A 26,319-nucleotide genomic window follows, 5' to 3' on the forward strand; every position below is an offset into this window, starting at 1 on the left:
GCGCCGTCCCGTACAGCCCCGAACCGAACCTGATTCAGTCCAGGAGGGCGCGGGCGGCGGCGTAGTCGGCCTTGCCGTTGGGCAGCCGCAGCGGCGCGTCCGTCCGGACGAACGCCTTGGGGATCTTGTAGCGGGCCAGGTGCGCGGCGCATCCCGCGCGCAGCGCGCCGTCGTCCGGCGCCGCCGCCGGGCGCACCACCGCGACGATCTCGCTGCCCCAGCGCTCGCTCGGCCAGCCCACGACCAGCGCGTCCTCGACCCCGGGCAGGCCGCGCAGCACGCCCTCGACCTCCTCGGCGAACACCTTCTCGCCGCCGGTGTTGATCGTGGTCGCCTCCCGCCCGTGCACCTCGACGGTGCCGTCGGCGAGGTGGCGGGCCCGGTCGCCCGGGATCACGAGCCGGTCGCCGCCGATCGTCAGGAACGTCGCGGCGGTCTTGTCCGGGTCGCCGAGGTAGCCGAGCGGGACCGCGTCGCCGCCCTTGGCCAGCCAGCCCATCTCGTCCTCGCCGGGCGCGAGCTTGCGGGTCCGGTCGGCGTTCAGCACCGCGCCGCCCGGAGCCATCGCGAACGCGCGGGCGTCCGCGCCCGCGCGGGTCACCGCGAAGCCGCTCTCCGACGAGCCGAGGACGTCGACGATCCGCGCGCCCGGGATCAGCTCCAGCAGCCGGCGCTTCACCTCCGGGCTCACCGCCGCCGCCGAGTTGACCAGCGAGCGGAGCGGGCCGAGGTCGTGCGGGCGGCGCTCCAGCGCCTCCGTGATCGGGCGGGCGAACGCGTCGCCGACGAGCGGCAGCCGGGTGGCCCGCTCGCGCTCGGCGGTCGCCATCAGGCCGGCGGCGTCCAGGCCGTCCACCCGGTCGGGGAAGATCACGCAGCCGCCGCCGCACCACGCGCCGAGCGCCGACCAGGTGCCGGCACCGTGCATCAGCGGCGGCCCGACGACGACCCGCTGGTCGCTGCGGACGGCCCGCGCGACCGCCTCGTCCAGGTCGTCGAGCGGCGAGCCGTCGCGGCGGCGCAGGCCGAGCGGCCCGATCATCAGGTCGCCGATCCGCCACAGCACGCCCTTGGGCAGCCCGGTCGTCCCGCCGGTGTAGAGGATGTGCAGGTCACCGGCCTGCGGGCGGACGCCGTCGAGGGGGTCGGCGGACGCCGCCGCGAGCGCCTCCTCGTAGTCGAGCGCCTCCGGCACCAGGTCGTTGCCGGACTCGTCCGCCACCTGGAGTAGCAGCGGCCGGGCGTCGAGCCGCTTGACGACCCGGGCGATCACGTCGGCGAACCGCGCGTGGTACATGATCGCGGCCGGACGCGCGTCGGCGAACAGCTGCGCCAGCTCGTCGTCCACGTACCGGTAGTTGACGTTGAACGGGGCGACGCGGGCCTTGTGCGCGCCGACCAGGCCCTCGACGTACTCGGGGCCGTTGTGCAGGTAGAGCGCGAGGTGGTCGTGCGGCGACTCCCACGGGCGGGCCGGGCGTTCGTCGCGGATCCCGAGCCCGTGCCCGTGCAGGACGCGCGCGAGCCGCCGGGTCCGCTCGGCCGTCTGGCTCCAGCTCAGCCGCCGGTCGCGCCAGACCATCGCCTCGCGGTCGGGGACGGCGGCGGCGACGGCCTCGTGCAGGGTCGCCAGGTCGAGCTGGGGCATGCGGGCTCTCCTCGGGGCCGGGGTCTTCTCGGGGAGACCAGCGTAAACGACTACTTACCGAATCCGGTTCGATTACCGGCTTGTCGCGTCAAAGCCCGACAATCTGGAAGTGGTCGCATCGCAAAAGCCCGTGGGGGAGGTGACCCGCGGCACCACGGCCCCCAACCGCCTGCGCCGGATCGACCGCTGGATCGCCGCCACGCAGGCCGCCGCGCTGCGCACGGGCGAGCGCCCGCTGGCCGTCGACCTCGGCTACGGCGCGTCCCCCGTCACCACCTACGAGCTGTACACGCGCCTGCGCGCCGTCTCGCCCCGGCTCGAGGTCGTCGGCGTCGAGATCGAGCCCGACCGCGTCGCCGCCGGCCACGCCCTCCTCGGCCGGACCGGCCCGCACGACGGGCTGTCGTTCCGGCGCGGCGGCTTCGAGGTGCCCGTGCCGCGCCGTCCCGTCCTGATCCGCGCCTTCAACGTGCTGCGGCAGTACGACGAGGACGCGGCCTGGCGCGCCTGGGACCAACTCTGCGGGCGGCTCGCGCCCGGAGGCGTGCTGGTCGAGGGCACCTGCGACGAGATCGGCCGCCGCGCCGTCTGGGTCGCGCTCGGCCCGGACGGCCCGCGGACGATCACCTTCGCCGCCCACCTGCCAGCCCTTGGGCGCCCCTCCGACCTGGCCGAACGCCTCCCGAAGACGCTGATCCACCGCAACGTGCCGGGCGAACCCGTGCACGACCTGCTCATGGCGTTCGACCGCTGCTGGGCGACGGCCGCCCCGCACTCGGCCTTCGGCCCGCGCGCCCGCTGGATCGAGGCGGTCCGCCTGCTGGCCCGCACCCGCCCCGTCCTCACCCGCCCGCCCTACGGCCCCCGCCGACGCTGGCGCCAAGGCGAGGTCACCCTGCCCTGGCCCGCCGTCTCCCCTCGTTGACTTCAGCTCTCGCGGTGGAGCCGGTGGGGGGCCGCCTGGACGCGGGGCTGGACGTCGATCCGGTCGATGTTGACGTGCGGCGGGCGCGTCACGGCCCAGGCGACGCAGTCCGCGACGTCCTCGGCCACCAGCGGCTCCGGCACGCCCTCGTACGGCTTGGCGGCCCGTTCCTCGTCGCCGCGGAACCGGACCAGCGAGAACTCCTCGGTCTTCACCAGACCCGGCGCGATCTCCGTGATCCGGACGGGCTTGGCGACCAGCTCCAGCCGCATGACCTCGTTCACCGCGTAGGCGGCGTGCTTGGCCGCGTTGTACCCGCCGCCGCCCTCGTACGGGACGTGCGCCGCGAGCGAGGTGATGTTCACCACGTGGCCCGCGCCGCTCTCGATCAGCTTCGGCAGCAGCGCCTTCGTCACCCGGACGAGCCCGAGCACGTTCGTGTCGTACATGGCGCGGTAGTCGTCGAGGTCGGCGGTCTCCACGGTGTCCAGGCCGAGCGCGCCGCCCGCGTTGTTGACGAGCACGTGGCAGCCGCCGACCGCCGCAGCGAGCGCGTCCACCGACTCCTGCGAGGTGACGTCCAGCGCGATCGGCACGATCTTGGCGGCGCCCGGCACCTCGCCGGAGATCTCCTTGGCGAGCGCGTCGAGGCGCTCGCGGCGCCGCGCCGCCAGCACGACGTTGAAGCCCTCCGCCGCCAGCCGCCTGGCCGTGGCGGCCCCGATTCCGCTGCTTGCTCCGGTCACTACCGCGGTCTTACGCATGCGTCCAGCCTTCCAGGTGGGCACCTCCGGCGGCCCGGTGAGGTCGATCACTGTGGCGAGAAGTGACGATTGCCCACCTTCCTGAGGGAACAGGTAACGCGGCCGATAGGTTGCACTACCGGAGGTGGTGTCCGGTGTCGCGTCGTATCAACCGAGTTGCGACCGTCAGTGTTCATACTTCCCCCCTGGACCAACCCGGTACCGGCGACGCGGGCGGCATGAACGTCTACATCGTCGAGGTGGCGAAACGGCTCGCCGCCCGCGGCGTCGAGGTGGACATCTTCACCCGCGCCACCTGCCGCGCCCTGCCGCCGGTCGCCGAACTGGCCCCCGGCGTCCTCGTCCGGCACGTCGTCGCCGGCCCGTTCGAGGAGCTCGACAAGGGCGAGCTGCCCCGCCAGCTGTGCGGCTTCACCTCCGGAGTCCTGCGCGCCGAGGCGTCCTACGAGCCCGGCCACTACGACCTCCTGCACACCCACTACTGGCTTTCCGGGCAGGCCGGATGGGCCGCCAAGCAGCGCTGGGGCGTCCCGCTCGTGCACTCGATGCACACGATGGCCAAGGTCAAGAACGCCGCGCTCGCCGACGGCGACAAGCCCGAGCCGGCGGAGCGCGTCCTCGGCGAGGAGCAGGTCGTCGCCTCCTCCGACCAGCTCGTCGCCAACACCCGCGAGGAGGCCGACGAGCTGATCGGCCTCTACGGCGCCGACCCCCGGCGCGTCGCCGTCGTCAGCCCCGGCGTCGACCTGTCGCTGTTCCGCCCCGAATCCCCGGTCCTCGCCCGCAGCACCGGGCTCCTCCCGCACCGCACCGGCCCCGCGCGCCGCCGCCTCGGCCTGCCCCGCGAGGCGTACGTCCTGCTCTTCGTCGGCCGGATCCAGCCCCTCAAGGCGCCCGATGTGCTGCTGCGCGCCGCCGCCCGCATGCTCGCCGACGACCCGTCGCTGCGCTCCAAGCTCGTCGTCGCCGTCGTCGGCGGCCCCAGCGGTTCCGGACGGTCCCGCCCCGAAGGCCTGCAGGCCCTCGCCGCCGAACTCGGCATCGCCGACGTCGTCCGGTTCGAGCCGCCGAGCCCGCAGGGCGACCTCGCCGACTGGTACCGCGCCGCCGACGTCACCGTCGTCCCGTCCCACAGCGAGTCGTTCGGCCTGGTCGCCGTCGAGTCGCAGGCCTGCGGGACGCCGGTCGTCGCGTCCCGCGTCGGCGGACTGTGCACCGCCGTAGCCGACGGCGAGTCCGGCGTGCTGATCTCCGGGCACGACCCGGCCGACTACGCCGCCGTCCTGAACCGCCTGCACGCCGAGCCGGGCAGGCACAACCGCCTCGCGCGCGGCGCCGTCCGACACGCGCAGGACTTCGGCTGGGACGCCACCGTCGACCGCCTCCTGGACGTGTATACCGGTGCCATGTCGCTACCCGCCGTCCGCCTTGCCCCGCCGACGCTCTCGCCGCAACTCACCGCGGAGGTGACGGCATGAGCGAGGTCGAGACGATCCGGGAGGCGTTGAAGGCCGCCGAGCTGGAGTTCGACGAGCCGCGCGAGAACGCGTTCTTCGTCAAACTGCCCGGCCAGCACAAGCTCGCCACCATGACCTGGCTGATCGTCGGCGACCACAGCCTGCACGTCGAGGCGTTCTTCTGCCGCCGGCCCGACGAGAACCACGCCGAGTTCTACCGGTTCCTGCTGGAGAAGAACGGCCGCATGTACGGCGTCGCGTTCGCGCTGGACGACGTCGGCGACGTCCACCTCGTCGGCAAGGTGCCCCTCGAGTCCGTCAGCGCCGACGAGATCGACCGGCTGCTCGGCTGCGTCCTCACCTACTCCGACGAGAACTTCGACAAGGCCCTCGAACGCGGCTTCAAGTCGTCCATCCAGCGCGAGTGGGACTGGCGCGTCAAGCGCGGCGAGAGCCTCGCCAACCTGCAGGCCTTCGCCTCCTTCGCCGACCCGGCCAATCGCGGGTAGATCCACCCGGGCCGATAGGCTCTGCACCATGGCGACCCTGGTATTGCTGCGGCACGGCGAAAGCGTCTGGAACGCGGAGGGACTGTTCACCGGCTGGGTGGACGTCGACCTGTCCACGAAGGGCGAGAGCGAGGCGACCCGCGGCGGCGACCTGCTGCTCGACGCCGACATCACCCCCGACGTGGTGCACACCTCGCTGCTGAAGCGGGCCATCCGCACCGCCAACATCGCCCTGGACGTCGCGGACCTGCTGTGGATCCCCGTCAAGCGCTCGTGGCGGCTCAACGAGCGCCACTACGGCGCCCTCCAGGGCAAGAACAAGGCGCAGACGCGCGAGGAGTTCGGCGAAGAGCAGTTCATGACCTGGCGCCGCTCCTACGACACCCCGCCGCCGCCCATCAAGGACGACGACCCGCTGTCCCAGGTGAACGACCTGCGCTACGCGGAGCTGCCGTCCGAGCTGATCCCCCGCACGGAGTGCCTCGCCGACGTCGTCGACCGGCTGCTGCCGTACTGGTACGACTCGATCGTCCCCGACCTCGCCGTCGGCAAGACCGTGCTGGTCGCCGCGCACGGCAACTCGCTGCGCGCCCTGGTGAAGCACCTGGACGACATCTCCGACGAGCAGATCGTCGGCCTGAACATCCCCACCGGCATCCCGCTCGTCTACGAGCTGGACGACGACTTCGCCCCCCTCAAGCGCGGCGGCGAGTACCTCGACCCGGCCGCCGCCAAGGCCGCCATCGAGGCCGTCAAGAACCAGGGCGGCGGCGGGGGCAAGAAGCCCGCCGCCCCCAAGAAGGACGAGCCGAAGAAGGACGCCCCGAAGACCCGGCGGGGCCGCAAGAAGTGACTCGCCGCGACGGGACCGCCGGCGACGGCGGTCCCCTCGTCCGGCCATGATCCACAGCGGGGTACTGTGGCGCGATGGCATGCCGCATCACCGAGTTCGTCATCGACTGCCGCGATCCCGAGACCCTCGCCGACTTCTGGTGCCGGGTGCTCGGCTACGTCGTCCTGTTGCGCGATGACAACGGCGACGTCGAGATCGGGCCCGCCGGAACCGAGCCGGGCGATGCCGGGCTGAAGCTGGTCCTCAGCCGCAGCGACGAACCGAAGCGCGGCAAGCTGCCGCTGCATTTCGACGTGAACGCGACCGACCGCGACCAGGACGAGGAACTCCAGCGCCTGTTCGACCTCGGCGCGCGGACGGCCGACGTGGGGCAGACGGGCGAGGAGTCCTGGCACGTCCTCGCCGACCCCGAGGGCAACGAGTTCTGCCTGCTCCGCCGGACGGTGGCACCAAAGGCAGGTTGACCCCTACGCCGGGGACACGGCCGGACAGCGGAGGGCCGGGGTCGTGGCCGCCACGGCGGCGACGGCGCCGAGGCACAGCAGGCCGCCGCTGACGGCGGCCGCGGCGCCGGAGGTGGCGTCCGCGACGAGGCCGGCGCGCAGGTTGCCGAGGTCGGGACCGGCCTGGCCGACGATCTGCTCGGCCGCGCCGACCCGGCCGAGGAGTTCGCTCGGGGTGTGCGTCTGGACGACGGTGCCCCGCGCCACCACGGAGACGGTGTCGGCGGCGCCCGCCAGGACGAGGCAGGCCAGGCCCGTCCACGGGCCGGGGGACAGGCCGAACAAGGTGAGCGCCGCGCCCCACGCGGCGGATCCGGCGAGCATGACCAGGCCGGGGCGGGGGAGCCGGGTGAAGGTCCCGGAGAACAGGGACGCCGCGACGCCGCCGACGGCGATGGCGGTGAGGAAGAACCCGAGCGTGCGCGGGTCGTCGCCGAACCGTTCGGCGTTGATCAGCGGGAACAGGCTGACCGGCATCGAGAGCACGGTGACGGCCAGGTCGGTGAGCAGGGCGCCGCGGATCACCGGGGTCCGGACGAGGAACGCCAGGCCGTCGAGCACCCCGCGCAGGCCGGGACGTGCGGGCTCGTCGCCCGGAAGCATCGGCGGTAGGCCGGACGCGCCGTAGAGCGCGGCGGCGAACGTGAGCGCGTCGACCAGGTAGCAGCCGCCGACGCCGATGCCGCCCACGATCAGCCCGCCCAGCGCGGGCCCGACCAGCATGGCGCCCTGGAAGGCGATCCGCCGCAGCGCGAGGCCGGCGGCCACCTGGTCCTTCGGCAGCAGCCGCGGAATGAAGGTCCGCGAGGCCGGCCCGCCACCCGCCGCGAAGCAGGACTGCGCCGTGACCACCCCGAGGAGCCCGGCGGGCGGGAGGTGCCCGAAGAGGCCCTGAAGTGCGAGGACGAGCGAGCACACCGTCTGCCCGCTGGTCGTGAGCAGGTAGAACCTCCGGCGGTCCACGCGGTCGACGAGCGATCCCGCGAAGAGCCCGAGCGCGACGAGCGGGACCGCCTGCGCGAGGCCGACCGCGCCGGTCCAGGCGGTGCTCCGCGTCGCCTGCCAGATCTGGAACATCACGGCGACGAGCGTCATCTGCCCGCCGAACCCGGAGAGCGTCTGGCCGATCCACAGCCGCCGGAACGGCGGCGACTCCCGCAGCGGGGCCACGTCGAGCAGGAGGCTCCTCATGCGGGGGTCAGAGGACGAGTCCGGGTTCGAGGCGGGCGGGCAGGTCGGCGTCCGGGTCGTCGGTGACGGCGGCGGACACCGCCATGGCGGCGCCGACGACGGCCCCGGCGACGGTGCGGACGGCCAGGCCGTCGGGACGGCGGCCGGCGCGTGCGGTGATGCCGGTGAAGGCGGCGGCGAACGAGGCGCGCAGGGCCGGGACGGGCGGCTGCTCCTGGAACGCCTCGATGAGCATCGGGTCGTAGTCGTCGTGGAGGACCAGGTCCTCCTTGGTGGGGAAGTAGCGGAAGAAGGTCGTCTCGGAGACGTCGGCGGCCTCGATGATCTGCGCGATGGTGGTGGCGTCGTAGCCCTGCTCGCGGAACAGGCGCATGGCGCAGGTCTGGATCGCGGCGCGCGTCCTGGCCTTCTTGCGCTCGCGCAGTCCCGGCCTGGCCGGGGCGTTGCTGGGGTCGGTCACGGTGATCCTCCGAGGCAAGAATGCCAGGGTCAGGAGCGCGCCGATGGCGGCGATCGCGGCGGGGGCGGGGACGCTGCCGGTGACGGCGGTGCCGAGCGGGCCGGCGGTCTTCTGGAACGCCTGGACGACTCCAGGCGCTGCTCGCCGAGCGCTAGGAGCCCGGGACCGCGATCAGGTGAGGGCGGCGAGGGTGTCCCTGAAGCGGTGGACGAGGGGGTTGGCGTCGTCCGCGCGCCAGACCAGGTAGAGGGTCGTGTTCGTGCCGGCGAGCGGGCGGGGCGTCACGCCGACGCGGCGCAGCGCGCGGTGCGAGTCGGCCATCACCGCGCCGCCGAAACCGGCCGCGACCAGCGCGAGGACCGTCTGCACGCTGCGCCCCTGCGCGCCGGTCCGGGGGACCACCCCCGCCTGGTCGCAGAGCGCGAGGATCTCGTCGTGGGAATGCGGTGACACCTCGCGCGGCCACACGACCAGCGGGATCTGGCCGAGCGCCGCCAGCGGCGCCGGGCCGGGCACGTGCGCGAGAGGGTGCGCGGACGGCAGGAACAGCGTGAGCGGCTGGTTCCACCACGGCCGGGTGGCGAGCCGCGCGTCGCGCGAGGGGAGCCGCTGCACGGCGATGTCGAACCGCCCGTCGAGCACGCCGTCCGACATCTCGGCGTCGTTGAAGCTCTCCTCCAGCCGCAGTTCGACGCGGGGAAGCTCGCGGCGGAGCCGGCCGAGCGCGCCACCGAGGGGCCCGTTGATCCCGGATCCGGCGAACGTCACCGTCACGCGTCCGGCCAGGCCCTGCGCGGCGAGCCGGACGTCCTCCAGCGCCGCCTCCGCCTCGGCCAGGACGACCGAAGCCCGCTTCACCAGCGCCTTTCCGGCCGCGGTCGGGGTGAGCCCGCGCCCCTCGCGGACGAACAGCTCCGTGCCGAGGCGGCGTTCCAGCTCCCGCAGCTGGCGGCTGAGGGTCGGCTGGGTCAGCCGGAGTCGGCGCGCCGCGCCGCTGACCGACCCCTCCTCGGCGATCGCGACGACGTAGCCGAGCATCCGCAGATCCATCCATGCCTCCCAAGCATGGGAAGCATATCTCCGCATGCCTGCAAGGCAGCCACGGCGCTCATCCGCGACACGATCGAGTCATCCGAACGGAACGAACCGAAGGAGAACGGGATGAACCGCGAAGAGCGCCACCAGTACGGGATGAAGGTCCTGGAGCAGGTCGACGGGGAGGCCGGGCAGCGGATCGTCGACTCGCTCGCCGACGTCTCGCCCGAGCTCGGGCACCAGGTCGTCGCCTGGGCCTTCGGCGACATGTACGACCGCCCCGAGCTGCCCGCCCGCGACCGGCAGCTCGTCACGCTCGGCGTGCTGACCGCCCTGGGCGGCTGCGAGATCGAGCTGGAGGTCCACATCAACGCCGCGCTGAACGTCGGCCTGACCGCCACGGAGATCGCCGAGGCGCTGCTGCACTCGGCCGTCTACGCCGGCATGCCGCGCTCCGTCAACGCGACCCTCGTCGCGAAGAGGGTCTTCGGCGAGCGCGGCCTGCTCCCCATCTCCAACCTGTCGTGAGCACGGCAGGGCGGGTGCGGACGGTCAGGTGAGCGCCGGTTCCGGGGCGCGGTCGGCGGCGGCCGCCTGTCCGGCGCGGGCGCGCCGGGCGCCGAGCACGATGAGGACGGCCCCGAGCACGGTCCAGCCGGCCAGCACCGCGAGCGGCCGGACGGCGCCGGCGCCGTCGAAGAACGCGACCGAGCGCAGCAGGGTCGCGCTCGCGCCGGGCGGGAGGTACTGGCCGATCTCGCCCCACGGCCGGGGCAGCAGCTCGGGGGCCGAGGTCGCGGCGGACAGCGGGTTGCCGACCAGCAGGAAGGCGATGGCGCCGACGCCGAGCCCGGCCCGTCCGAGGGCGGCGGCCAGGCCCGCGACGGTGCCGGTGACGGCGGCGATGGTGAACGCCATGACGCCGGCGATGGCGAGGTACGGGCCGGGCAGCAGCGACATCCAGCCCTGCGCGATGGCCGCCGAGCCGAGCCCGCCGAGCAGCGCGAACAGCAGCACGCCGGCGGCGCGCCAGGCCACCCGGCGGACCGTGAAGGTCAGGAAGGCCGCCCCGGCGATCGACGACATGATCAGCGGGAGCGCCATGCCGCCGAACCCGGTGCCGCGCGGGTCGTCAGGATCGGCGGCGACGACGTCCTGGACGGCGGGCATCGCGTTCACCGCCGCGTCCCGCTTCGGCGCGAACTGCTGGGCCAGGACGTCGAGCTGCTGCGCGACCGCCGGGGAGGCCGCGGAGGCGGTGAGCACCCGCGTCCCGGACGGCGAGGCGATGATCGCGCCGTAGGCGTCGCGGTCGGTGAGGGCCCGGCGCGCGGACGCCTCGTCCGGGCGGGTCGTGATGGCGAAGGCGCCGGGCCGGGCGTGCGTCAGGCGTTCGGCGACCGCGCCGGCCGCGGGCCCGGCGACGACGACGGGCAGGCGGCGCGGCGCGAGGTGGGCGGACGGCCACGCGAAAGCGGTGATCATGACGATCTGCAGCAGTGCCGCGCCGATGGCGACGCCCAGGGCGCGCACCGCGGGGGAGGACTTCATGGCCGCTCCTCAAGAAAAAGCGAATGTCCGTTCTTTTAGATGCCGCCAGCGTCGCACCGCGCCGGGCGGCTTGTCAAGAACGGACGTTCGTTTTATATTGGAACCATGCCACGGGTCAGCGAGGAGCACCTGGAACGCCGCCGCCGCCAGATCCTGGACGCCTCGCGCCGGTGCTTCGTCCGCAAGGGCGTCCACGAGACGTCCATGCAGGACATCTTCGCCGAGTCCGGGCTGTCGGCCGGGGCCGTCTACCGGTACTTCAAGAGCAAGAACGAGATCGTCGCCGCCAACCTGATGGCCGTGGTCGGCGACCTGCAGGCGTTCCTGACCGGCCTCACCACCGGTGACCGGCTGCTCCCGCTGGACGAGATCCTCGAGTCGCTCGCCGACGAGCTCACCGGCCTGTCGGGCGAGGACGGGCCGGTGCGGCTCGCCCCGCAGGCCTGGGCCCTCGCCATGCACGACCCCGACCTCGCCGACCACCTCACCGGTTCGTTCGCCGGGCTGCGCGAGATCTGGAGCGCCTACCTGCGGCGGCTCGTCGACGAGGGGCTGCTGCCGGCCGACACCGACGTGGGGGCCGCGAGCAAGACCCTCTTCGCGATCATGCCCGGATACCTGCTGCAGCGGCTCCTGATCGACGACGTCACGCCGCGGGACCTGAAGCTCGGCATCAGGGCGCTCGCCAACGTCGCCCTCGTCGCCCCGCCGGCCTGACCCCGCCGCGGCGGGGCCGGCGGCGGGCGGCCCGGCGGCGGGCGGGTCAGGAGAAGTCGGTGATCTCTTCGGGGCGCTGGCCGGTGACCAGGTACACGACGTTCTCTGCGACGTGGACGGCGTGGTCGGCGAAGCGCTCGAAGTAGCGGCCGGCGAGGGTGATGTCGACGGCCGGCTCGACGCCGTGCTTCCACTTGGGGGAGAGCAGGATGTCGAACAGCCGGCGGTGCAGGCGGTCCATCTGGTCGTCGTCGGCGTCGAGCTCGAGGCCCATCTCGACGTCCTGGGACGCGATCACGCTGCCGGTCTTGGCGATCATCCGCTCGGCGATCTGCCCCATCTCCAGGACGGTGGCCTGGAGCTCGGGCGGGACGGCCGGCTCGGGGTGGCGGCGGCGGGCGGTCTTGGCGATGTGCACCGCGAGGTCGCCCATCCGCTCCAGGTCGCCGCTCATCCGCAGCGCGGTGATCAGGGTGCGCAGGTCGCCGGCGACCGGCTGCTGCCGGGCCATCAGGTCGAAGACCGTCTCCTCGATCTCCGCGTCGATCTTGTTGACGTGCTCATCCCCGCTGATGACCTCCTCCGACAGGCGCAGGTCCGCGTCCAGCAGCGCGGTGACCGCGCGGGCCATCGCGGAGCGGACGAGGCGGGTCATCTCCACCAGCTTGTCGGAGAGGGAGTCGAGCTCCTCGTGATACGCGTCACGCAATTGGGATTCCTCGGGGCAAAGAGGGGCAAAAATGGCAATCCGGGCGGACTCGCCCACGCAACAGCCTGCCCCATCAGCATGAACCGTCGCGTATAAGAAGGTGAACTTTCGGGGAACGAGACCCCGTTCGAGCAGGCCGCCGGGCTGCAACGCTCGGATCGCCGCTTACGATCCGTGGTGTGGAGGTCGAAATCGTCGCGAGCCTGACCGGGCTTGCCGGGCTCGCGATCGGGCTCGCTACTGGATTGGCGGTGCGCGTGAGCGAGCGAGCCCAGCGGACGGCGTCCCCGGCGGTGCCGGCCGGAGGCGTGCCACCGGGGGTCGCCTCGGTGCTCAGCGTGCTGCGGTCCTCGGCCGTCGTCGTGGACGCCGAGGACCGGGTGCTGCGGGCCAGCTCCGCCGCCCGCGCGTTCGGCATGGTCAGCGGCGAGCGGCTGGTCGTGGACGAGCTGCTGGCGATGGCCCGGCTCGTCCGCCGCGACGGCGAGATCCGGGAGACCGAGATCCAGGTAGGGGAGACCCGCCGGCGCGGCCGGGCCGAGGGACGCTGGTTCGCGGTGCGGGTCGCGCCGCTCGGCTCGCACGGGCTCGTCCTGGTGCTGGCCGAGGACCTCACCGAGATGCGCCGCACCGAGGCCATCCGCCGCGACTTCGTCGCCAACGTCAGCCACGAGCTGAAGACCCCGGTCGGCGCGCTGTCGCTGCTCGCCGAGACCGTCGAGGGCGCCGCCGACGACCCGGAGGCCGTCCGCCGCTTCGCCGGGCGCATGCAGTACGAGTCCGTCCGGCTGACCAACCTCGTCCAGGACCTGATGACCCTGTCGCGGATCCAGGGCGACGAGCCCCTGCCCGAGCTGGTCCCCGTCCGGCTGGACGAGATCACCGCCGAGGCGATCGACCGCTGCCAGATCAAGGCGTCCAGCAAGGACATCGAGCTGGCCGCCGGCGGGCAGGAGGGCCTGCGGGTGCGCGGCGACGAGGAGCTGCTGATCACCGCGCTGCGCAACCTGATCGACAACGCCGTCGCCTACAGCCCCGAGCACACCCGGGTCGTCGTGTCGGCCCGCCGGTGCGAGGACCGGTACGTCGAGGTCAACGTCACCGACCAGGGGATCGGCATCCCGGAGACGGAGATCGAGCGCATCTTCGAGCGGTTCTACCGGGTCGACCCGGCCCGGTCGCGGCAGACCGGCGGCACCGGCCTCGGACTGGCCATCGTCAAGCACGTCACCACCAAGCACGGCGGAGAGGTGACGGTGTGGAGCAAGGAGGGGTCCGGGTCGACGTTCACGCTCCGGCTCCCCCTGCTCGACCCGCCCGTGCCCGCAGTGAGGCCCGTCGAAAGGGCAGCAATGGAAACCGCCCGGGAGGCAACACCGTGACCCGCGTGCTCGTCGTTGAAGACGAGGAGTCGTTCAGCGACGCACTGTCGTACAACCTGCGCAAGGAGGGCTTCGAGGTGGCCGTCGCGGCCACCGGCCCCGACGCGCTCGACATCTTCGAGCGCAACGGCGCCGACCTCGTGCTGCTCGACCTGATGCTGCCCGGCCTGCCCGGCACCGAGGTGTGCCGGGAGCTGCGCACGAGGTCCAGCGTCCCGGTGATCATGCTGACGGCCAAGGACAGCGAGGTCGACAAGGTCGTCGGCCTCGAACTCGGCGCCGACGACTACGTCACCAAGCCGTTCTCCACCCGGGAGCTGATCGCCCGGATGCGGGCCGTGCTGCGCCGCCAGGGCGAGGTCGAGGAGCTGGCCCCCGCCACGCTCGAGGCCGGCCCGGTCCGGATGGACGTGGAGCGGCACGTGGTCAGCGTCGCCGGCGAGGCCGTCCAGCTCCCGTTGAAGGAGTTCGAGCTCCTGGAGGTGCTGCTGCGCAACGCGGGCCGCGTCCTGACCCGCATGCAGCTGATCGACCGCGTGTGGGGCGCCGACTACGTCGGGGACACCAAGACCCTGGACGTCCACATCAAGCGGCTGCGCGCCAAGATCGAGGCGACCCCGTCCTCGCCGCGCTACATCGTCACGGTCCGCGGGTTGGGCTACAAGTTCGAGCCCTAAGAATCTGAGACGGCCGTATAAAGGAAAGGCCCGTACGGCGAGTGCCGTACGGGCCGTTCCCTTTGTCAGGGCCTCACTGCGAGGGGGAGATGGACGGCGTCGGCGACTCGCCGTTCTCACCGGAGCCGCCCGACACGTTCGGCGTCGGGGTCGCGCCGCCGCTCGGCGTCGCGGCGCCGCTCGGGGACGGCTCGGCCACGGCCGGGTAGGTCACGTACTCGCCCTGCTGCGGGATGACCGGGACCTCGACCTGGATCGATCCCGCCTGCTCGAACTGCAGCGTCACCTTGAGGTGCTCGCCGCCGTACAGCTGCTGGGCCAGCCCGGTCAGCACGACGAGCGGGCCCGTCCCGCCGGCCGGCTCCGGCACGTTCGGGGTCTGCTGCGGCGCCGACGGCGTGTTGCTGGACTCCTGCGAGGGGTTCCCGCCCGGCGCCTCGCCGGTGCCCGTCGGGCCGGGTGTCACGGGCGAGCCGGTCGCGCTCGGCGTCGCGGACGCGCCGGGCGACTTCTTCCCCTTCTTGCCGGTCGGCGTCGCGCTCGGCTCGGTGCCCGGCGCGATCGTCTGCCCGATCAGCTTGACCGCGCTGCCCTCGCCGGACGCCGCGGCCGGCGGGATCACCACGCCGCCGCCGGCGATCTTCACCTGGGAGAACGAGGGCGAGGCGACCGACACGAGCTTGTCGGGCCGGCCCTTCACCTGGTTGATGATCGTCGCGTACAGCGGGGCGGAGGCGCCCTGCGCCAGCGTCTGGCCGGGCTTCGGCCCGAGCACGAACAGGTTGCGGATGTCGATCTGCGCCGCCGCCGGCTTGTTCTTCGGGAGCGACGCGTTGACGCCCTCCGTCAGCTGGGTGGGAGCGGAGGTCTGAGGTTCCTCGCCGGCGCCGCAGCCGGAGATCACCGGTGCGATCGCGACGGCGCCCGCGACGGCGAGCGCGACCACTCGACGGCTGTTTCGGATCACGGCGTCGGTCTCCTCGCGAAAAAAGGCATTGGACGTTTCGGGAGCGGCGTGAGATACGCCAGGGGAAGCGTAGCGAGGTCCGGGTCCGAGCCCTGATCCGGGGTGGTGACACGCCCGGAAATTGTCAGCCGTATCCCAGGGACTTGACCTTCTGGGAGAGGTCCGGGCCGGGGGTGGGGGCGTTCACGACCTCCTTGACGATGCCGTCCGGCTGGACGAACACGGCGGTCAGCCCGGGCGCCGGCGAGCCCGGCGCGGGGGCGTAGGCGCCGGCCAGGAGGGCCTTGCCGTCCTGGAGGACCAGCGGCGTCCCGTCGTGGGCCGTGCCCGCGCACGCCTTCAGCTCCTTGAGCGCGACGGGCTCCCGCCCGCCCGCCCCGCGCGGGTCGGCGACCAGCAGGAACTTGATCCCGTACTCGTGCGTCCGGCCCGCGAGCGCGGCGACGACGTCCTGGCACCGGTAGCCCGGCGGCACGATGCCGAACACCGCGGGGCGCAGGTCGCGCAGGTTCCGGGCGCTCTTGTGGCCGTTCACCTCGTCCACCGAGCCGGTCGGCAGCAGGCCGCCGATCGCGCCCGCCGCCGCGGTCGGGTGCGGGGCCAGCGGGACGCCCTTCGGACGCGGCGCCGGGCGCGGCCCGAACGCCGTCATCAGCGCGCCGCTGATCAGCGCGACCAGCAGCGCCCCGGCGATGATCGGGATGGCGACGCCGAACCGGGTGACCGGGCTGAACAGCCGCCGCACGCGCCTGCGGCGGCGCCGCCGGCGCTCCTCGCGGCGGTAGGCGAGGACGTCGCGGTCGAGCTCGCGGGCGTCATCCGGCACGACGACGTCCACATGAGGGAGCCCGTAGTCATCGGGATCCGGGTCGCCGTCCGGCCTCACGCCGCACCTCCTCGCCGTCGCTCCGCCGGCACCGCCTCGCCGCCCGCCACCGGCCCGCCCCCGGGCGGCGGCCCCTGGGCTCCAGGAGGTGGTTCGGTCCCTTTTCGGTCCCGTCCGGGCGCTTCGTACCCGCCCGGGGCGGCATGTTCACCTCCAGTATGGGGCGCGTCCGCCCGATCGGCAGCGGCGACGCTTGTATCCCGAGGGCCGTTGGCGGTAAGGGGGTGCAGGTGGAGGCGGGTGGTGCGGCGGTCACGCAGAGTGGGCGGAACAGGTGCCCGATGCACCATTAAAGAGCTTTGTCAATACCCCAATAAGGGGGTTGACCTGCGCATATGTACCCAAGGCCGGTTCGGCCACGCCGGTTTCCGTGCTATCCTGGTTCTAGCGGAAGGGGTACTTGTCACATGACTTTCCAGGTCGGCGACACCGTCGTCTACCCCCACCATGGGGCTGCTCGGATCGAGGCCATCGAGACTCGCACCATCAAAGGTGAGGAAAAGACCTATCTGGTCTTGAAGGTCGACAAGGGCGACCTGACAGTGCAGGTCCCGGTCGAGAACGTCGAGGACGTGGGCGTCCGGGACGTCGTCGGCCAGGAGGGTCTGGAGAAGGTGTTCGAGGTGCTGCGCGCACCCTACACCGAAGAGCCCACCAACTGGTCGCGCCGGTACAAGGCGAACCTTGAGAAGCTCGCCTCCGGCGACGTGAACAAGGTCGCCGAGGTCGTCCGCGACCTCTGGCGGCGCGACAAGGAGCGCGGCCTGTCGGCGGGCGAGAAGCGCATGCTCGCCAAGGCGCGCCAGATCCTGGTCAGCGAGCTCGCGCTCGCCGAGAAGACCAACGAGGACAAGGCCGAGGCCCTGCTCGACGAGGTCCTGGCCAGCTGAGTTGAGCGCACGGATTCCACGGGTGGGCGTCGGCACCGACGTCCACCCGTTCTCGTCGTCCCCGCGCCCGCTGTGGGTCGCGGGTCTCGAATGGCCCGGCGAGGGCCACGGCCTGACCGGCCACTCCGACGGCGACGTCGCCGCGCACGCCGCCTGCGACGCGCTGCTGTCGGCCTGCGGCCTCGGCGACCTCGGTGCCGTCTTCGGCACGGCCGACCCGCGCTGGGCCGGCGCGTCCGGCACCGACCTGCTGCGCGAGGTCGCCCGCCTGGCCGGCGAGGCCGGTTTCACCATCGGCAACGTCGCCGTCCAGGTCGTCGGCAACCGCCCCAAGATCGGCAAGCGCCGTGCCGAGGCCGAGAAGGTGCTCGGCGAGGCGCTCGGCGGCGCCCCGGTGAGCGTCTCCGCCACCACCACCGACGGCCTCGGCCTCACCGGCCGCGGCGAGGGCCTCGCCGCCGTCGCGACCGCCCTCGTCCTTCCTCCCGCCTGATCTTCCCCACCCCCGCGCGGCGCGGCATAGCGGGCGTCTCGGGGCCTAAGGTGCGCGGCGCCGGATGATCGCGGCGAAGATGCGGGTGAGCGCCGTCCGGGCTGGCTAGGGTCGCCTTGAAGGCCCACCCCGCAAGGCGCTCACCCCGGAACGAGAGTCATGCCATCTGATCCCATGCGGCCCGGCGGCCCCCGCTACAGCCCGGCCCAGCGGCGGCTGCTCACCGCGACCGCCGGCCTCGTCGTCGCCGCGCTGGCGGCCGGCGCCTACGTGCTGACCTACCCCGTGCTCCGCGAACTCGCGCTGGCCGGACGGGCGAGCCACCGGTGGGCACCGGTCTATCCCGTGATGGCCGACGCGCTCACCGCCATGACGATCCTCGCGCTGGTCGTCGCCCGCAACGCCCGCTGGTGGACGCGGCTGCTGCGCTGGGCCCTGCTGCTCCTCCTGGTCGCCGGGGCCGCCGCTGCCGCCGTCCAGCACTCGGTGTGGGGTTTCGGGTCGCTGCCCCGCACCCCGGTCCGCGCGGGCGTCGCCGTGGCGCCGCACGTGCTGCTGGTGATCGCCGTGTGGCTGTGGCTGACGATGATCAAGCAGATCCGGGTGGCCCGGCCCGCCGGCGGCGAGCCCGAGCCCGTCGAGACGCAGCGCGGCCACGTCCGGGTGCTGCCGGCCCTGGAACCGCCCGCCGCGCTGGACGCGCCCGCGGGCGACGACGGGTCCCGGTACGCCGACGAGCGCGAGCCCGTGCGTCCGCTGGACCTGCTGCCGGTCTCCGGCCCGGAGCACGACTTCGAGCCCGAGACCGTCCACGACCGCGAACCGGCTCACGAGTACGAGACGGCCCGGGAGAACGAATACGCGGCGGTACGCGAGTACGGGGCCGTCGACGAGCACGGTTACGAAGAGGCGGCCGTGCCCGTCGCGGCACGTGAAGGCGGATACGACGACGAGGACGAGGGGGCGCGGCACGACGCGGAGCCCGAGGACGAGGGCGCGCGCGGGGCCGAATACGACGCGGGGCCCGAGGGCGAGGGGGCGCGCGGGGACGGGTACGACGACGACGAGGACTACGGCGTCGAGTACGCGGAGGAGTTCGGCCGGGAGCCGTCCCCTCCGCTCGACCCGCTGCCCGAGCCCCGGCCGGCGCCGGCGCTGCTCGCCACCGACATGGAACTGGTCAGGAGCCGCGACACCGGCGGGCCCGAGCCGCTCGATCACGCCCGGACCACCCGTCCCGACATCGTCATGCCGGGACACGAGGACGAGCCCGACCCGTCCGACGCGGAGGAGTACGACGGCCCTCCCGCCGACCGGGCCGAGGACCCGGATGCGGGGGGCGACGGCGACGCACCGCCGATTCCGCGCGTCCCGCGCCCGTCGCCCAGCCCGGAAGACGAGACGGAACCCGGCGAGGGACGCATCTGGGACTGGAACCCGCCGCCGTCCGGCAACTTCCGCAGCGGCCCGACCCCGCCCGTCGAGTAGGCCCCGCGCGGACGGATCTCGCGCGGATCAGGCCGGTCAGAATGCGGGACGGCGGGGAAGATATGTCTCCATGACGACGGTTTCGTGGGTTGAGGTCGACGAGGACGACGGCTTCGGTATCGAGAACCTGCCGTACGGCGTGTTCTCGCGTCCCGGGGAGATGCCGCGCGTGGGCGTGGCGATCGGGGCGTACGTCCTCGACCTCGCGGAGTTGTCGGCCGCCGGGCTGGTGGAGGACCGGCACTACTTCGCGTCCGGCTCGCTGAACGCCTTCATGGTGGCCGGACGGGCCGCCTGGCAGGCCAACCGCGCCCGGCTCACCGAACTGCTGACCGACGAGGCGCACCGCGAGCAGGTCCTGCCGCACCTGATCCCGGTCGCGGACGTGGAGCTGCTCCGGCCGATCGAGGTCGCCGACTACGTGGACTTCTACTCCTCCGAGCACCACGCGTCCAACGTGGGCCGGATCTTCCGCCCCCAGGCCGAGCCGCTCAAGCCCAACTGGAAGCGGCTGCCGGTCGGCTACCACGGGCGCGCGGGGACGGTGTACCCGACGGGGACCCCGATCGCCCGGCCGTCCGGGCAGCGCATGACCGGTCCGGGGGAGCCCGAGCCGTCGTACGGGCCGTCGCTGCGGCTGGACTTCGAGGCGGAGGTCGGGTTCGTCGCCGGCGTGCCGTCCGCGGCGGGACGCGGGGTCGCGACGGCCGCCTTCCGCGACCACGTGTTCGGGTTCCTGCTGGTCAACGACTGGAGCGCGCGCGACCTGCAGGCATGGGAGTCGCAGCCGCTCGGGCCGTTCCTGAGCAAGTCGTTCGCGACGTCGATCTCCTCGTGGGTGGTGCCGGTCGCCGCGCTGGAGCACGCCCGGGTGGCCCCGCCCGTCCAGGACCCGGAGCCGCTCGGCTACCTGCGATGCGACGAGCCGTGGGGCCTCGACCTGCGGCTGGAGGTCCTGATCAACGGGCACGTCGTCGCGGAGCCGCCGTTCGCCGGGATGTACTGGACGGCGCCGCAGCAGCTCGCGCACGCCACGGTCAACGGGGCGCCGCTGCGGACCGGCGACCTGTTCGCGTCCGGGACGGTGTCGGGCCCGGAGCGCGGCCAGCGCGGCTGCCTGCTGGAACTCGCGTGGAACGGCCGCGAACCGGTGGCGCTGGGCGACGGGACGGAACGGACGTTCCTGGAGGACGGCGACACCGTGACGATCCGGGCGAAGGCCCCGGGCGCGTCCGGCTCGGTCATCTCCCTGGGCGAGGTCGTCGGCACGGTGCACCCGCCGCTGCCGTGACGGCACGAGTTATCCACAGAACGAGGTTCTCCTTCCGTCGGTCGCGGGCGGCCGCCAACATGGAGCCACCGGGCTCGCTGGGGCCCGGCGCGACACGTACGGTAAGGGGACGGAGGCGTCCCCGATGGGAGGCGGCGATGCCGTACTGCAGGGCCGTGGGCCAGGTCCCACGGAGACGTCACGCGCGGTCCGACGGCGCCCCGCACGCCGATGAACCGCCCGGCCCGCTGCGCCCTCACCAGACGACGTCCGACGCCCACCCGACCTGGCCAACCCCCACGCACAACTGCCCGACCCCGTCGAACCACAACGCAACAGACGCGCCTGCTCACCGTGGGACGGGACGCGCCGCTCCCGGCCAGGCCCGGGTGCGCGTCTCCGGTCAGCGGGAGGGCGATGGCTGAGCCGCCTGCGCTCGGCGAGCCGGTCCGGACCTTCGACGGGCGGCCGGCCCGCCGCCGCGCGCTCACCTGGCTGGCCGCGCTCGCCGTGGCCGTGGTCCTGCTCGTCCCGGCCGCCATCGCCGCCTTCCTCACCGGGCGCGCGTGGCTCGGCGCCCCGCTCACCGTCATCGCCATGGGGTGCGCCGCGGCGGCCGGCTGGATCGCGGGATGGAGCACCGTGTGGAACCGCGCCCAGGTGGTCCACCTCTTCTCCGGCGGCCTCATCGTGGCCCCGGCCCCCCGCCCGAACGGCGGCTCGCGCGACAACGCCGTCGCACAGATCCGGCACGTCCAGGAGTCGGACGGCGGGTGGGGCGACGAGGATGCACACGGTGCGGGCGGTGGCTTGGGCGGTGATGCGGCGGTGTTCGTGTGGGACGACCTGGCATCGGTGACCGTGTCCGGCGTCCAGACGTGGGCCGGTGCTTCGGCGCCGCCGGGCCGGGCCGCCGGCTCGACCCGGGTGGGCGTTTCCGGGGCGGCCGGCGGGACCCGATGGCGGTTCACGGTCGTGACGTCGGACGGACGCGTGCTGCGCTTCGGCGACGAGTTGCCGGGCGTGCGGATGCTCGGCGAGACGGTCGCCGCCGAGGTGACGCGCCGCACGGTGCCCCGGCTTCTCGCGGCGGTGAAGGCGGGCGAGCCCGTCCGGCTGGGGCCGTTCACCGTCGACCTCGACGGCGTCGAGAAGGACGGGCAGCGGCTCCCGTGGCCGGCCGTCCGCGAGGTCGGGATCGGCGGCGGGCTGGTGACCGTGTGCGGCTACGGCGGCCATCCCGACCTGACCGCGATCGCCGGCCACATGCCGGACGCGCTGCCCTTCACCCTGCTCTGCGACCAGATCAGGGAAATGCTCGGCCCCGTCTAGGACGTGTGCCGGAGTGCAGCTCCCGGACGGTCATGGCGAGCCGCTCGGGGTTGGTCTTGACCAGCATGAACGCGGTCACCGGCGCTGCGGCTTCCTCGGTGGGCATGATCGGTTCCTCAGGTGTGGTCCCGGTGCGCGAGCACCGGGGGCCGGCGGTGCGCGGGCGGGCGGGTGTCAGGAGAGCACGGCGGGCTTGAGGGTCTCGGCGCACCACTGCTCGAAGGTGGTGGGGGAGGCGGTGTCCGGGGTGCGGGCGACGCCGGCGTCCAGGCCGTCGTCCTTGGCCCGCTTCATGTCGACGATGCCCTGCACGAACGCCTCGTCGAGGCCGTAGCCGACGAGGGTGGCGTGAAGGTCGTCGAGCGGCTGCCGCTCGTAACGGACGGGGCGGCCGAGCTGCTCGGTCATGATGCGGGCCAGGTCGTTCGGGGACAGGTCCCGAGGCCCGAGGACCGGGACGCTGCCGTTGCCGGTCCATGAGCGGTCCAGCAGCAGGCCGGCGGCGACGGCGGCGATGTCGGCGACGGCGACGAGCGGGGCCCTGCGGTCGGCGGCGACGGCGTCGGTGAAGACGCCCTTCTCGCGGATGGCGTCGGCCTCCTCGAGGAGGTTCTCGAAGAAGGAGGGATTGGCCAGGGCGCGGTAGGCGACGCCGGTGTCCGCGATGAGGTCGTCCATGTCGAGGGAGGCGGTGACGAGCCCGGCGCGGCCGGCGACCGGGGTACTGCGGCCGAGCGCTGAGATGCCGACGACGTGGCCGACGCCGTGCGCGGCGAGCGCCTTCGCGGCGGGGCGGGTGAAGCCGCGGTAGGCGTCCTCCGGGGCCAGGGAGGAGTCCGGCGGGACGAGCCAGAAGACGGCGTCCGCCCCCTCGAAGGCCCGGTGGACGACCTCGGCGTCACCGTGCGAGCCGGTGACCACCTCAGCGCGTTCGCGCACCGGCTCGGGGAGCCGGGCGGGGTCGCGCACGATCACCCGCAGTTCCTCGCCGCGGGCGGGGGCGGACTCCAGCAGCAGCGACAGCAGGTGGCGGCCGATGTTCCCGGTGGGGGCTCGCCGTCGCGCTGGACGCCCTGCTGGCCGAGCAGAGCGTCACCCGCGCCGCGGCCCGCCTGCACACCTCACCGGCCGCCATGAGCCGAACCCTGGCCCGGCTCCGCCGCATCCTCCAGGACCCCCTCCTGGTCCGGGCCGGGCAGACCATGGTCCCCACCCCTCGCGCCCAGGCGCTGCGCGACGAGGCCGCGACGGTGGTGCGCCGCCTCGGCGCCCTGCTCAGCCCCGGCACCGGCGTCGACCCTGCCGCCCTGCGCAGCACCTTCACGCTCCAGACCGCCGACCTGATCGGTGCGGCGCTGGCCCCCGGGCTGCTGCGGCTGTCCCGGCAGGAGGCGCCGGGGGTCTCGCTCCGGTTCCGGGCCGAAGAGCTGGAGGCCGGGCCTGCCCTGCGCGACGGCCGGATCGACCTGGAGATCGGTTCCATCGACCATGTCGACCCCGAAACCCAGGTCGAGGAGCTGGTCGCGCTCCGCATGATGGCGGCCGTTCGGCCCGGTCACCCCCTCACCGAGGAAGCCTTGACCCCGGCCAGGCTCGCCGCCGCCGAACACGTCGCGGTCAGCCGCCGCGGCCGGTTCACCGGGCCTCTCGACGCCGCCCTGGCCGAGCACGGCCTCCGCCGGCGGGTCGCCATCGTGCTCCCCGGCCACCTGGCCGCGATGACCCTCGCCGCCCGCAGCGACGTCGTCTGCCTCATCCCGGCCGCGCTCCCCGGCGCCGCCCCCTCGCCCCTCACCGACGACGCCACCGCCCTCGGCCTGCACCTCCTCGACATCCCTCTGCCGCTGCCGCCCCTGACCATCGGCATGGCCTGGCACCCCCGCCACGCCGCCGACGGAGCCCACCACTGGCTCCGCACCGCCGTCCGCCGCGCCCTCCGCACCCCCGCCGGCCCGGCCACCTGAACACCGCAGGGGGCAGGGGATTTTTGGTGGGGTTGGAGATTTCTTCGGGGAGGATGTCGAGGAACCGGCCGCGGCTCCGATCTCCGGGTGACGCGCGGCCACAGAGGCCGCACCGAGACCTGCGCGCGGCCGTGCGCGGCCGCCGCGGAAAGAGGAGACACCGTGAAGTACATGCTGCTGATCTTCAACCGGCCGGGATTCGTCGAGGAGCTGACCGAGCAGGAGCGGCAGCGGCTGTTCGGCGAGGTCGACGAGATCATGAAGGAGATCGCCGAGCGCGGCGAGCTGGTGGTCACCGAGGCGCTCGCCGACCCGTCCACCACCAGGGTCGTCCGGGAGCGGGACGGGCTGCCCGCGGTGACCGACGGCCCGTTCGTGGAGGCCAAGGAGCACCTCGCCGGCTACCTCACCGTCGACTGCGAGAGCCTCGAGCGGGCCGTGGAGATCGCCTCGCGCTGGCCCGACGTCCGGTTCGGCGGGCGGATGGAGGTACGTCCCGTCATGCACCACGCGGGGAGCGAGATGTGACCTTGTCCGTCGCGGTCGAGGACCTGCTGCGCGAGCTGGCGCCGCAGGTCCTCGGGACCCTCGTCCGCCGGCACGGCGCGTTCGACCAGTGCGAGGACGCCGTGCAGGAGGCGCTGCTCGCCGCGGCCGTCCAGTGGCCGGGGGAGGGCGTCCCGCGGAACCCGCGCGGCTGGCTGCTGACCGTCGCGACGCGCCGGCTCACCGACCAGTGGCGCAGCGACCGCGCGCGCCGCGACCGGGAGGCCGCCGTCGCGCTGCGGGAGTCGCTGGCGGACGAGGAGGGCCCCGGCGAGGACCGGCCCGGCGACCGCGACGACACACTGACCCTGCTGTTCCTGTGCTGCCATCCGGCGCTGACGCCGTCCTCGCAGGTCGCGCTCACCCTGCGCGCGGTCGGCGGGCTGGGCACCGCGCAGATCGCGCGGGCGTTCCTGGTGCCCGAGGCGACGATGGCGCAGCGGATCAGCCGGGCCAAGCAGCGGATCAGGGCGGCCGGCGCCCGGTTCGCGCCGCCGCCGCCGGACGAGCGCGACGAGCGGCTCCGCGCCGTCCTGCAGGTGCTGTACCTGATCTTCAACGAGGGGTACACCGCCTCCAGCGGCCCCGACCTGCAGCGCGCCGACCTCACGGCCGAGGCGATCCGGCTGGCCCGGGCGGTGCACGGCCTGCTGCCCGGGGACGGCGAGGTCACCGGGCTGCTCGCCCTCATGCTGCTGACCGATGCCCGGCGCCCCGCCCGCACCGGCCGCGACGGCCTGCTCGTCCCGCTCACCGAGCAGGACCGGACGCGGTGGGACGCCGCGTCCATCGCCGAGGGCACGGGGCTGATCACCGACGCCCTCACCTGGTCGCCGCCGGGCCCGTACCAGGTGCAGGCCGCGATCGCCGCCGTCCACGCGGAGGCCGCGCGCCCGGAGGACACCGACTGGCCGCAGATCCTCGGCCTCTACCGGCTGCTGTCGCACCTGGCGCCGAACCCGGTGGTCACGCTGAACGAGGCCGTCGCGCTCGCGATGGTGCACGGCCCGCGGGCCGGCCTCGACCTGCTGCGGACCCTGGACGGCGACGAGCGCCTGTCCGAGCACCACCGGCTGGCGGCCGTCCGGGCCCACCTGCTGGAGCAGGCGGGCGACACGGACGCCGCCCGCGACGCCTACCGGGAGGCCGCCCGCGGCACCACGAGCCTCCCCGAACAGCGCTACCTCGAAGCCCGCATCGCACGACTCGACGGAGAAGACCACGATGGAAACGACGACGCGAACCCTTGACGTCCCCGGCGCCTCCCTGCACTACGAGGTGCGCGGCTCCGGTCCCGTCCTGCTGCTGATCTGCGGCGGGATCTACGACGCCGCCGGGTACGCCGGCCTCGCCGCGCTGCTCGCCGACCGGTACACGGTCGTCACCTACGACCGGCGCGGCAACTCGCGCAGCCCCCTCGCCGGCCCGCCGGAGCTCCAGGACGTCGCCGTCCACGCCGACGACGCGTCCCGGCTGCTCGCCGAGGTGGCCGGCGCCCCCGCCTTCGTCTTCGGCAACAGCTCGGGCGCGCAGATCGCCCTTGAACTGGCGGTGCGGCACCCGGATCAGGTCCGCGCGGTCGTCGCGCACGAGCCGCCGCTGCTCGGGCTGCTGCCGGACGCCGATCACTGGGAATCGGTCATCTCGGACGTCGAGCAGGCCTACCGGGACGGCGGTGCCGGCCCCGCGATGGGCGTGTTCGGCGCCGCCATGGGCATGTCCGGCGGCGACGACTCCGCAGACGCGGCGGAGCCGGCTGAGCCGCCGAGCCCGGAAATGCTGGAGATGTTCGCGCGCTTCGAGAAGAACACCGGATTCTTCATCGGCTACGAGGTGCCCGCCTTCGGCCGGCACGCCCTCGACCTCGAGGAACTGCGTGCGGCCCCCGTCGAGATCGTCGTGGCGGTCGGTGAGAAGTCCGCCGGTGAGCCGCCCCACCGGGCCGGCCTCGCCCTGGCCGAGCGCCTCGGACGGCCCGCCGAGACCTATCCCGGCGACCACGGCGGCTTCGGCGCCGAGGCCCCGGCGTTCGCCGCCAACCTGAGCAGGACCTTCACCGCCCCCTGACTCCGTCCGGCCGCCGCGCGCCCTCCCGCCCCACC

At 73.7% G+C, this 26,319-nt stretch carries 29 protein-coding genes; 18 read left to right on the forward strand and 11 right to left on the reverse strand.

Annotation, left to right across the window (positions count from 1 at the left end):
• Positions 1-34: 34 nt before the first annotated feature.
• A complete protein-coding gene (locus tag ABD296_RS23005) occupies positions 35-1,648 on the reverse strand; it encodes an AMP-binding protein (RefSeq protein WP_344270556.1) in 1,614 nt (537 codons plus the stop codon).
• A 109-nt stretch (positions 1,649-1,757) separates the two neighbouring features.
• Between ABD296_RS23005 and ABD296_RS23010 the strand changes: the two genes are divergently transcribed.
• Complete coding sequence (locus ABD296_RS23010) at positions 1,758-2,573, forward strand: class I SAM-dependent methyltransferase (RefSeq protein ID WP_344270559.1); 816 nt, start codon at positions 1,758-1,760, stop codon at positions 2,571-2,573.
• A gap of 2 nt (positions 2,574-2,575) precedes the next feature.
• Here the strand turns inward: ABD296_RS23010 and ABD296_RS23015 are convergent, their stop codons facing one another.
• A complete protein-coding gene (locus tag ABD296_RS23015; RefSeq protein WP_344270561.1) occupies positions 2,576-3,337 on the reverse strand; it encodes an SDR family NAD(P)-dependent oxidoreductase in 762 nt (253 codons plus the stop codon).
• Positions 3,338-3,471: 134 nt separating this feature from the next.
• Here ABD296_RS23015 and mshA point away from each other — a divergent pair, with 134 nt between their 5' ends.
• The 4 genes from mshA (at position 3,472) to ABD296_RS23035 (ending at position 6,620) form a co-directional block, all read left to right on the forward strand.
• A complete protein-coding gene (gene mshA, locus ABD296_RS23020; RefSeq protein ID WP_344270563.1) occupies positions 3,472-4,815 on the forward strand; it encodes a D-inositol-3-phosphate glycosyltransferase in 1,344 nt (447 codons plus the stop codon).
• Entirely contained in the window at positions 4,812-5,303 is a 492-nt protein-coding gene (locus ABD296_RS23025; protein ID WP_344270566.1) for a type III secretion system chaperone family protein, read from the forward strand. Before mshA ends, ABD296_RS23025 begins: the two co-directional genes overlap by 4 nt.
• 28 nt (positions 5,304-5,331) lie before the next feature.
• Positions 5,332-6,156, forward strand: coding sequence for a phosphoglyceromutase (locus ABD296_RS23030; protein WP_344270569.1), 825 nt, complete (start codon positions 5,332-5,334; stop codon positions 6,154-6,156).
• A 74-nt stretch (positions 6,157-6,230) separates the two neighbouring features.
• Positions 6,231-6,620: a VOC family protein gene (locus tag ABD296_RS23035; protein WP_344270572.1), complete on the forward strand. Its 390-nt coding sequence runs from the start codon at positions 6,231-6,233 to the stop codon at positions 6,618-6,620.
• A 3-nt stretch (positions 6,621-6,623) separates the two neighbouring features.
• Here the strand turns inward: ABD296_RS23035 and ABD296_RS23040 are convergent, their stop codons facing one another.
• The 3 genes from ABD296_RS23040 to ABD296_RS23050 form a co-directional block, all read right to left on the reverse strand.
• On the reverse strand, positions 6,624-7,850 hold the full coding sequence (locus tag ABD296_RS23040) for an MFS transporter (RefSeq protein WP_344270576.1): 1,227 nt from the start codon (positions 7,848-7,850) through the stop codon (positions 6,624-6,626).
• A 7-nt stretch (positions 7,851-7,857) separates the two neighbouring features.
• Positions 7,858-8,310, reverse strand: coding sequence for a TetR/AcrR family transcriptional regulator (locus tag ABD296_RS23045; protein ID WP_344270579.1), 453 nt, complete (start codon positions 8,308-8,310; stop codon positions 7,858-7,860).
• A 171-nt stretch (positions 8,311-8,481) separates the two neighbouring features.
• Entirely contained in the window at positions 8,482-9,360 is an 879-nt protein-coding gene (locus ABD296_RS23050; protein ID WP_344270582.1) for a LysR family transcriptional regulator, read from the reverse strand.
• A gap of 111 nt (positions 9,361-9,471) precedes the next feature.
• Between ABD296_RS23050 and ABD296_RS23055 the strand changes: the two genes are divergently transcribed.
• Positions 9,472-9,873 (forward strand): carboxymuconolactone decarboxylase family protein, encoded by a 402-nt coding sequence (locus tag ABD296_RS23055; protein WP_344270585.1) that lies wholly within the window; start codon positions 9,472-9,474, stop codon positions 9,871-9,873.
• Positions 9,874-9,897: 24 nt separating this feature from the next.
• Here ABD296_RS23055 and ABD296_RS23060 read toward each other — a convergent pair whose 3' ends face one another.
• Positions 9,898-10,896 (reverse strand): hypothetical protein, encoded by a 999-nt coding sequence (locus ABD296_RS23060; protein WP_344270588.1) that lies wholly within the window; start codon positions 10,894-10,896, stop codon positions 9,898-9,900.
• A gap of 105 nt (positions 10,897-11,001) precedes the next feature.
• Between ABD296_RS23060 and ABD296_RS23065 the strand changes: the two genes are divergently transcribed.
• Positions 11,002-11,613 (forward strand): TetR/AcrR family transcriptional regulator, encoded by a 612-nt coding sequence (locus ABD296_RS23065; RefSeq protein WP_344270591.1) that lies wholly within the window; start codon positions 11,002-11,004, stop codon positions 11,611-11,613.
• Between the two features lie 46 nt (positions 11,614-11,659).
• Here ABD296_RS23065 and phoU read toward each other — a convergent pair whose 3' ends face one another.
• Entirely contained in the window at positions 11,660-12,322 is a 663-nt protein-coding gene (gene phoU / locus ABD296_RS23070) for a phosphate signaling complex protein PhoU (RefSeq protein WP_344270594.1), read from the reverse strand.
• 179 nt (positions 12,323-12,501) lie between these two features.
• On the opposite strand from phoU, the gene ABD296_RS23075 reads away from it, so the two are divergent.
• Together ABD296_RS23075 and ABD296_RS23080 are read left to right on the forward strand one after the other, a co-directional pair.
• Positions 12,502-13,704: a sensor histidine kinase gene (locus tag ABD296_RS23075; protein ID WP_344270597.1), complete on the forward strand. Its 1,203-nt coding sequence runs from the start codon at positions 12,502-12,504 to the stop codon at positions 13,702-13,704.
• Entirely contained in the window at positions 13,701-14,381 is a 681-nt protein-coding gene (locus tag ABD296_RS23080) for a response regulator transcription factor (RefSeq protein ID WP_344270600.1), read from the forward strand. The genes ABD296_RS23075 and ABD296_RS23080 overlap by 4 nt, the downstream gene beginning before the upstream one ends.
• Positions 14,382-14,454: 73 nt before the next feature.
• Here ABD296_RS23080 and ABD296_RS23085 read toward each other — a convergent pair whose 3' ends face one another.
• On the reverse strand, positions 14,455-15,348 hold the full coding sequence (locus ABD296_RS23085) for a copper chaperone PCu(A)C (RefSeq protein WP_344270602.1): 894 nt from the start codon (positions 15,346-15,348) through the stop codon (positions 14,455-14,457).
• 124 nt (positions 15,349-15,472) lie between these two features.
• Positions 15,473-16,234 (reverse strand): hypothetical protein, encoded by a 762-nt coding sequence (locus ABD296_RS23090; protein WP_344270604.1) that lies wholly within the window; start codon positions 16,232-16,234, stop codon positions 15,473-15,475.
• 407 nt (positions 16,235-16,641) lie between these two features.
• Here ABD296_RS23090 and ABD296_RS23095 point away from each other — a divergent pair, with 407 nt between their 5' ends.
• The 5 genes from ABD296_RS23095 (at position 16,642) to ABD296_RS23115 (ending at position 21,707) form a co-directional block, all read left to right on the forward strand.
• A complete protein-coding gene (locus tag ABD296_RS23095) occupies positions 16,642-17,124 on the forward strand; it encodes a CarD family transcriptional regulator (protein WP_067459337.1) in 483 nt (160 codons plus the stop codon).
• A gap of 22 nt (positions 17,125-17,146) precedes the next feature.
• Positions 17,147-17,617, forward strand: a complete 471-nt coding sequence (gene ispF / locus ABD296_RS23100) for a 2-C-methyl-D-erythritol 2,4-cyclodiphosphate synthase (RefSeq protein ID WP_344270606.1) — start codon at positions 17,147-17,149, stop codon at positions 17,615-17,617.
• Between the two features lie 159 nt (positions 17,618-17,776).
• On the forward strand, positions 17,777-19,105 hold the full coding sequence (locus ABD296_RS23105) for a hypothetical protein (RefSeq protein ID WP_344270607.1): 1,329 nt from the start codon (positions 17,777-17,779) through the stop codon (positions 19,103-19,105).
• A gap of 70 nt (positions 19,106-19,175) precedes the next feature.
• Positions 19,176-20,396, forward strand: a complete 1,221-nt coding sequence (gene fahA, locus ABD296_RS23110; protein ID WP_344270610.1) for a fumarylacetoacetase — start codon at positions 19,176-19,178, stop codon at positions 20,394-20,396.
• 396 nt (positions 20,397-20,792) lie between these two features.
• Positions 20,793-21,707, forward strand: coding sequence for a DUF6585 family protein (locus ABD296_RS23115; RefSeq protein WP_344270613.1), 915 nt, complete (start codon positions 20,793-20,795; stop codon positions 21,705-21,707).
• Here ABD296_RS23115 and ABD296_RS23120 read toward each other — a convergent pair.
• Complete coding sequence (locus tag ABD296_RS23120) at positions 21,682-21,813, reverse strand: hypothetical protein (RefSeq protein WP_344270616.1); 132 nt, start codon at positions 21,811-21,813, stop codon at positions 21,682-21,684. The genes ABD296_RS23115 and ABD296_RS23120 overlap by 26 nt on opposite strands.
• Positions 21,814-21,881: 68 nt before the next feature.
• Positions 21,882-22,745, reverse strand: a complete 864-nt coding sequence (locus ABD296_RS23125; RefSeq protein WP_344270657.1) for an NAD(P)H-binding protein — start codon at positions 22,743-22,745, stop codon at positions 21,882-21,884.
• A gap of 35 nt (positions 22,746-22,780) precedes the next feature.
• On the opposite strand from ABD296_RS23125, the gene ABD296_RS23130 reads away from it, so the two are divergent.
• The 4 genes from ABD296_RS23130 (at position 22,781) to ABD296_RS23145 (ending at position 26,284) form a co-directional block, all read left to right on the forward strand.
• Positions 22,781-23,671: a LysR family transcriptional regulator gene (locus tag ABD296_RS23130; protein WP_344270660.1), complete on the forward strand. Its 891-nt coding sequence runs from the start codon at positions 22,781-22,783 to the stop codon at positions 23,669-23,671.
• A 171-nt stretch (positions 23,672-23,842) separates the two neighbouring features.
• Positions 23,843-24,199, forward strand: coding sequence for a YciI family protein (locus ABD296_RS23135; RefSeq protein ID WP_344270663.1), 357 nt, complete (start codon positions 23,843-23,845; stop codon positions 24,197-24,199).
• Complete coding sequence (locus ABD296_RS23140) at positions 24,196-25,467, forward strand: RNA polymerase sigma factor (protein WP_455363862.1); 1,272 nt, start codon at positions 24,196-24,198, stop codon at positions 25,465-25,467. Before ABD296_RS23135 ends, ABD296_RS23140 begins: the two co-directional genes overlap by 4 nt.
• Complete coding sequence (locus tag ABD296_RS23145; RefSeq protein ID WP_344270618.1) at positions 25,442-26,284, forward strand: alpha/beta fold hydrolase; 843 nt, start codon at positions 25,442-25,444, stop codon at positions 26,282-26,284. Before ABD296_RS23140 ends, ABD296_RS23145 begins: the two co-directional genes overlap by 26 nt.
• Positions 26,285-26,319 lie beyond the last annotated feature (35 nt).

It is taken from the genome of Actinomadura napierensis, assembly GCF_039529375.1.
GTDB classification, from domain to species: domain Bacteria; phylum Actinomycetota; class Actinomycetes; order Streptosporangiales; family Streptosporangiaceae; genus Spirillospora; species Spirillospora napierensis.

Excerpts from the sequence above, each read along its gene's own strand:
- ABD296_RS23005 (WP_344270556.1), bottom strand. The coding sequence starts at position 1,648 with ATGCCCCAGCTCGACCTGGCGACCCTGCACGAGGCCGTCGCCGCCGCC.
- ABD296_RS23015 (WP_344270561.1), bottom strand. The coding sequence starts at position 3,337 with ATGCGTAAGACCGCGGTAGTGACCGGAGCAAGCAGCGGAATCGGGGCC.
- ABD296_RS23025 (WP_344270566.1), top strand. The coding sequence starts at position 4,812 with ATGAGCGAGGTCGAGACGATCCGGGAGGCGTTGAAGGCCGCCGAGCTG.
- ABD296_RS23030 (WP_344270569.1), top strand. The coding sequence starts at position 5,332 with ATGGCGACCCTGGTATTGCTGCGGCACGGCGAAAGCGTCTGGAACGCG.
- ABD296_RS23035 (WP_344270572.1), top strand. The coding sequence starts at position 6,231 with ATGGCATGCCGCATCACCGAGTTCGTCATCGACTGCCGCGATCCCGAG.
- ABD296_RS23040 (WP_344270576.1), bottom strand. The coding sequence starts at position 7,850 with ATGAGGAGCCTCCTGCTCGACGTGGCCCCGCTGCGGGAGTCGCCGCCG.
- ABD296_RS23050 (WP_344270582.1), bottom strand. The coding sequence starts at position 9,360 with ATGGATCTGCGGATGCTCGGCTACGTCGTCGCGATCGCCGAGGAGGGG.
- ABD296_RS23055 (WP_344270585.1), top strand. The coding sequence starts at position 9,472 with ATGAACCGCGAAGAGCGCCACCAGTACGGGATGAAGGTCCTGGAGCAG.
- ABD296_RS23060 (WP_344270588.1), bottom strand. The coding sequence starts at position 10,896 with ATGAAGTCCTCCCCCGCGGTGCGCGCCCTGGGCGTCGCCATCGGCGCG.
- ABD296_RS23065 (WP_344270591.1), top strand. The coding sequence starts at position 11,002 with ATGCCACGGGTCAGCGAGGAGCACCTGGAACGCCGCCGCCGCCAGATC.
- ABD296_RS23095 (WP_067459337.1), top strand. The coding sequence starts at position 16,642 with ATGACTTTCCAGGTCGGCGACACCGTCGTCTACCCCCACCATGGGGCT.
- ABD296_RS23105 (WP_344270607.1), top strand. The coding sequence starts at position 17,777 with ATGCCATCTGATCCCATGCGGCCCGGCGGCCCCCGCTACAGCCCGGCC.
- fahA (WP_344270610.1), top strand. The coding sequence starts at position 19,176 with ATGACGACGGTTTCGTGGGTTGAGGTCGACGAGGACGACGGCTTCGGT.
- ABD296_RS23115 (WP_344270613.1), top strand. The coding sequence starts at position 20,793 with ATGGCTGAGCCGCCTGCGCTCGGCGAGCCGGTCCGGACCTTCGACGGG.
- ABD296_RS23120 (WP_344270616.1), bottom strand. The coding sequence starts at position 21,813 with ATGCCCACCGAGGAAGCCGCAGCGCCGGTGACCGCGTTCATGCTGGTC.
- ABD296_RS23135 (WP_344270663.1), top strand. The coding sequence starts at position 23,843 with ATGCTGCTGATCTTCAACCGGCCGGGATTCGTCGAGGAGCTGACCGAG.
- ABD296_RS23145 (WP_344270618.1), top strand. The coding sequence starts at position 25,442 with ATGGAAACGACGACGCGAACCCTTGACGTCCCCGGCGCCTCCCTGCAC.